General features: G+C 25.4%; 7 protein-coding genes. 2 read left to right on the top strand and 5 right to left on the bottom strand.

Annotation, left to right across the window (positions count from 1 at the left end; translation table 11 throughout):
* The coding region (locus tag J7G74_RS11575) for a fibronectin type III domain-containing protein (protein ID WP_297135491.1) at positions 1-569 on the bottom strand (569 nt) is incomplete at its 3' end.
* A 180-nt stretch (positions 570-749) separates the two neighbouring features.
* Between J7G74_RS11575 and J7G74_RS11570 the strand changes: the two genes are divergently transcribed.
* Complete coding sequence (locus J7G74_RS11570; protein ID WP_297135488.1) at positions 750-1,394, top strand: HAD family hydrolase; 645 nt, start codon at positions 750-752, stop codon at positions 1,392-1,394.
* Positions 1,395-1,437: 43 nt separating this feature from the next.
* Here the strand turns inward: J7G74_RS11570 and aroF are convergent, their stop codons facing one another.
* From aroF to J7G74_RS11550, 4 genes are all read right to left on the bottom strand, one after another.
* Positions 1,438-2,451 carry a 3-deoxy-7-phosphoheptulonate synthase gene (gene aroF / locus J7G74_RS11565; RefSeq protein WP_297135486.1) on the bottom strand — a complete coding sequence of 338 codons (1,014 nt, stop codon included), beginning with the start codon at positions 2,449-2,451 and terminating at the stop codon, positions 1,438-1,440.
* Positions 2,452-2,466: 15 nt separating this feature from the next.
* The gene (locus J7G74_RS11560) at positions 2,467-2,739 is read right to left on the bottom strand and encodes a chorismate mutase (RefSeq protein WP_297135483.1); all 273 of its coding nucleotides are present in this window, start codon (positions 2,737-2,739) and stop codon (positions 2,467-2,469) included.
* Between the two features lie 199 nt (positions 2,740-2,938).
* Positions 2,939-3,643 (bottom strand): CPBP family intramembrane glutamic endopeptidase, encoded by a 705-nt coding sequence (locus tag J7G74_RS11555; protein WP_443081656.1) that lies wholly within the window; start codon positions 3,641-3,643, stop codon positions 2,939-2,941.
* A 71-nt stretch (positions 3,644-3,714) separates the two neighbouring features.
* Positions 3,715-4,026 (bottom strand): helix-turn-helix domain-containing protein, encoded by a 312-nt coding sequence (locus J7G74_RS11550; RefSeq protein ID WP_297135477.1) that lies wholly within the window; start codon positions 4,024-4,026, stop codon positions 3,715-3,717.
* A 419-nt stretch (positions 4,027-4,445) separates the two neighbouring features.
* On the opposite strand from J7G74_RS11550, the gene J7G74_RS11545 reads away from it, so the two are divergent.
* Positions 4,446-5,552 (top strand): DEAD/DEAH box helicase, encoded by a 1,107-nt coding sequence (locus J7G74_RS11545; protein ID WP_297135475.1) that lies wholly within the window; start codon positions 4,446-4,448, stop codon positions 5,550-5,552.
* The last annotated feature ends 227 nt before the right edge of the window (positions 5,553-5,779 follow it).

Here is a 5,779-nt window from a genome sequence, read left to right as displayed (position 1 = left end):
TCTAAAGATTTTTTTATTACTTCATTCCAATTATAAGAATCTTCTTTAATAGCTTCTTCATAAGAATTTCTCTTTTTATATTTATATGATGCTCCTATTTGTGGATCCCCCATAAAAGCAAAGCTAAAATTATCTTTAGACTTTGTTTTAAAAAGCACAGGGTCTGTCCAATATCCATCAATTGTATAACTATAATAATATGTAGTGTTTGGTTTAAGATTCTTAGCTTCAGCTTTATTACTTATAAGTCCTGACTCCATATTTATACTTTTAGCAGTAATAATTTGTTCATTTCCATCATAATCGTATACTTTTATTTTATTAGTTGCATCACTTTTTTTACTATACCAAGAAAAGTTAATTGTACTTTCATTCTCTCCAGGCGTTAAGCATATAATATTTTTATCATCTTTCTTTTCTTGCCAATTTTCACACCACTCACACCATAAGTTATCGTTTTCACAACTTAAAAAATAATTTTTATTGTCCCTACAAATAGACATTATAGGAAAAAATACTATAATAATAATAGACAACAAAATACTAAGAATTTTTTTATTATTTTTCATTTTTCTCTCCTAAAATAATATTTATCTTAATTTTATTATTTTAATTTGAAGAAAAAATATTTATTTTTATTTATAAATATAACGTAATTTAATAAATTTAAACTTAGTAGCTTATATAGGCCAATAAAATTTTTTTGGTACCTTATATAAAATAACTTATTAGAGATAAGGGGATTTATTATGAGTTACAACACATTGATATTTGATTTAGATGGTACTCTTCTAAATACTTTAGATGACTTAACTAATAGTGTAAATTACGCTTTACACAAATTAAATTTTCCAACTAGAAGTTCTGAGGAGATTTGTTCTTTTGTTGGTAATGGAGTTGAAAAATTAATTGAACTTTCAGTTCCAGAAAAAACTTCTTATGATCAGTTTGCAAAATGCCTACTTATTTTTAAAAAACATTATTCTGAAAATATGAGAAATGAAACTAGACCATATGATGGGATAATAGGTTTATTAGAATACTTGAAGAAAAATAATTATAATATGGCAATAGTATCAAATAAATTTCAAGAGGGAGTTACTGATTTAAATAATCATTATTTTTCTGATTATATAGATGTAGCAATAGGTAAGTCTCCAGAAATGAGAAAAAAACCATATCCAGATACTGTCTTAGCTGCAATAGATAAACTTGGAGCATCTAAAGAAAATTGTTTATATATTGGTGATAGTGAAGTAGATATTAAAACTGCACAAAATGCAAACATAAAATCTGTTGGTGTTGCTTGGGGATTTAGAGGTAAGTCTTTACTACAAAAATTAGGAGCTAATTATGTTATTGATACTCCACAAGATTTAATATCAATAATATAAATAATATAAATAGTATAAAAAGGAGCTTAATGCTCCTTTTTTATTATCTAAAATTACATTTAACTTGCTGTAGAAGATTAATTTTTTTCATAATTTCATCAAATTGTTCTGGAGTGACAGATTGTTGACCATCAGATAAAGCTTGTGCCGGGTTATTATGGACCTCTATCATAAGCCCATCACAACCAGCTACTGTTGCTGCCATCGACATAGATTCAACATATTCACTACTTCCTGTTCCATGACTTGGGTCTACTATTACTGGTAAATGCGAATATTTTTTTACCACAGGAATAGCGCTTAAGTCTAATGTATTTCTTGTATATGTTTCAAAAGTTCTTATTCCTCTTTCACATAAAATTACATTTTCATTTCCACCTGCCATTATATGTTCTGCACTTAACAACCACTCTTCTATAGTAGAAGATAGTCCTCTTTTTAATATGATAGGTTTACCTGTTTTTCCTACTTGTTTTAACAAGTCGTAGTTTTGCATATTTCTTGCACCAATTTGAATTACATCTACTAGTTCTATAAACTCATCTAAATAGCTAATAGACATTAACTCAGAAACAATTGATAAACCTGTTTCTTGTTTAGCAATTTGCATCAATTTAAGTCCATCTAATTCTAAACCTTGAAAACTATATGGTGAAGTTCTTGGTTTAAAAGCACCACCTCTTAAGAAATTAGCTCCTGATAATTTAACTTTCTTAGCTATTTCAACAATTTGCTCTTCATTTTCTACTGCACATGGTCCTGCAATAATTCCTAAATTTCCACCACCAATTTTATTTCCATTTATATTTATAATAGTATCTTCAGGATGAAATAATCTATTTGACTTTTTAAAAGGTTCCTTTATTTTTTTAATATCTTTTACTGATTTAATCCTATATAATTCTTGTAAATCCAATGTTGATGTATTTCCTAATATTCCTATAATACAAGAATCTTTCCCTTTAGAAATAGTTACTTCTAAATTTTTTTCTTTTATATAACTTACTACTCGTTCAACATCATTACTAGTGTAGTTTCTGTCCATTACTACAATCATAGTGTCCTCCTCTAATTAGTGGCGATTTTCCTCATCTTGTATTAATTTACTTAAATTCATTAAATTTCTAAAGAATCCTTCTAAAACAAATCTATATTCTTTATTATTTAAATGAGATAAATTTTTTTGTATAACTTCTTCTTCTCTTTTAGCATTTAAAATACCTATTTCATTTTCTTTTTTACATCTAGCTATTTCTTTAGATAAATCCATACGCTGTTCAAATAATTCAGTTATTTTTTTATCTATTTCATCTATTCGATTTCTATATTCTTTTAATTGATCCATTGTTATCTTCCTTTCGTCTCTAATCAAAAAAGAGAGCTTATGAGCTCTCTAATAATATCTAATTATCACAGATATTACAATAGTTTCTTATTTATTTTACATTTATAAGAAATCTATAAGTATAAGCTAACTCATAATAATAATTATATCTTTACTTATTATTTTATCAAGTCATTTTTGTTATTCTTTGTTTTTATACTTATTTTATAAAAAATATATTGGCTAAACTATGAACAAATATACATAAATGAGTATCTTTATATTTTATCTTAACTATACCAAGTATAAAAGCTAATATAAAATTAAACAATACTCTTGATAAGACTACATCTACCGTATAAAATGAACTACCTACTACACTTATGTTTTGACTTACAATATCCCAATATCCTATTTGAAATATTGCTGATAATATACTTATTATAGCTAATATTCTTTTTTCATCCTTTAGAAAACATCCTATATAATTCCATAAATATTCTCTAAAAATAACTTCTTCAAAAATTGGTTGAGCTATCATAAATAAAGTCATTATTATCAAATTTGATTTGATAAATCCACCATCTAGGCAAATATTTAATATTAATGAAATTAGTGTCACTATTCCTAAAATAATTCTTATATTTTTATTAGTATACCTATTATTAAGCTTTATTAATCTCTGACCTGCTGGATTAAATAAATCACTTCCTCGAAGAAACATAGATAAACTTATTCCAACAAGCATTATAGATATTATATTAGCAATATTTATATTTTCTAATGTTAAATTTAATTGACTTAGAAATACATATTTAATAACTACCCTAAATATCTGTGTTATAACTAATAAAATAATAACATCTAAAATATACTCTTTCTTAACTAATCTAGCTTTACTTTCGTTTAGATTCAATTGTATCACCTACATTTTATTTTATATAAATTCATTATAACACAGTAATTACAATATATGACATTATAAAGTTATATTATTTAGTCGTATAAACCATTTAAAACTCGACAAACAGTAGCTTTACTCCAAGAAGTTTTCTTAGAAATTTCTCTATAACTTAGTCCCTCGTTTCTTAACTCTTTGATATACTCAATATCTGAATCTTTTATTTGTTTTTCTTTTGGTTTCAAATTACTTTTTATTGACTTCAATTCCTCAACTTGTTTCTTTAAATCTTCTATTTCCATTTGTTTCTTCTGCAATTTGTCCTCATAGGAGTCTCTCATTTCATTAAATTCTCTAATATAATTAACCTTCCAATCATCTTGTGATTTTGTTTTAAATAATCCCATTTAATTACACCTCTATCTATTATTTTTTCTGAATATAAAATAATTTCTTTATTTATAATGAAATTCCTTGTATTTTAAAAGCAGATACGTTATCAAAATTAATTCATTTTTCAACCTTTTATTTTAATTTTCATATTAATATTTAGTTTTTCAATGAATTAAGAGGTTATTCTTGGTCAAATAATATAAATAAGTATAATAAATTTATATTGAGATATAATTTATTCTTCTGTTATGGTATTATAATTAAATATAAAATGTAAAAAATCCCTTCCCATGAGCTATGTATTACTGAAACAATTAATATATGGAGTTATATATATTCGTTACAGATTTAAGGTACTATACTTAAAAATATTTTAGATATATACGTTGCTCAAAGTTATGGAAGCTATAATTTATAGAGAGAGGTCAAAAACATGAATTTTAAAGATTTAGGTATAAGCGGTGACTTAGTAAAAGAACTTAGTCGAATTGGTATAAATACTCCAACACCTATACAAGAAGAAAGTATTCCTTTAGTTATAAATAAAAAAGATATTATTGCACAATCTCAAACAGGAACTGGTAAAACATTTGCTTTTCTAGTGCCTATGTTTGAAAACATTAATCCAAAAGAAAATAATATTCAAGGACTTATTATTACACCTACTAGAGAGTTAGCTATACAAATAAGTGAAGCTGCACAAAAACTTAATAATGCTAAAAATATTAATATATTAGCTGCTTATGGTGGTAAAGATATAAAATCTCAATTAAATAAGCTAAAAAGAAATATACATTTAGTTATTGCTACTCCAGGTAGACTTTTAGACCATTTAGATAGAGAATCTATAAATCTAAGTAAATTAAAAACACTTGTAATTGATGAAGCTGATCAAATGCTTCTTATGGGATTCAAAAATGAAATGGAAGCAATTATTAAAGAAACTAATAAGAAACGTCAAACATTATGTTTCTCAGCCACTCTAGATTCAGATGTGAAGAAACTTGCATATAGACATACAAAAGATCCTGTAGAAATAACTATAAAAAGTAAAGAAATAACTTTAGATACTATAAGACAAGAAGTAGTTGAGACTACAGATAGACATAAAAAAGATGCATTATGTAAAGTATTAAATGAAGATAATCCTTTTATGGCTATAATTTTCTGTAGAACTAAAAGAAGAGTTGATGCTTTAGAAGAAGCCCTTTCTATTGATGGATATAACTGTGAAAAATTACATAGTGATATATCTCAATCAAAACGTGAAAGAATAATGAAATCTTTTAGAAAAGCAGATATTCAATACTTAATAGCTACGGATGTGGCTTCTAGAGGTCTAGATATTACAGGTATAACTCATATTTATAATTATGATATTCCAGAAACTAGTGAAGACTATATTCATCGTATAGGAAGAACTGGTAGAGCTGGTAAGGATGGATATACTTGTATGTTTGTTGATCCTAAAAATAATAGGACATTAGAACAAATCGAAAGTGATATTAAATATACAATTCCTAGAAGAATATTGGATTAATTTCATAATAAAAACTATCTATTTCAAAATAGATAGTTTTTATTTATATATGTTGAATTATAAATTTAAATATTGAGCAAATTTCAAATTCAACTAAATCAGAGACTGTGAATTTTTTTCTGTAAATAGCTTTCTATGATAAAATTATTAAGGCGTGGATATGAAAATTAATTATCCATGCCTTAATTTGAATGTAGTTTTAATTTAATCGCATGTCAAGTACACCT

Origin of the sequence: Terrisporobacter sp., assembly GCF_017888745.1 — a bacterium.
Classification (GTDB): domain Bacteria; phylum Bacillota; class Clostridia; order Peptostreptococcales; family Peptostreptococcaceae; genus Terrisporobacter.
The sequence above is the reverse complement of the archived record's forward strand: the minus strand, read 5'-3'. Positions and strand labels throughout refer to the sequence as shown.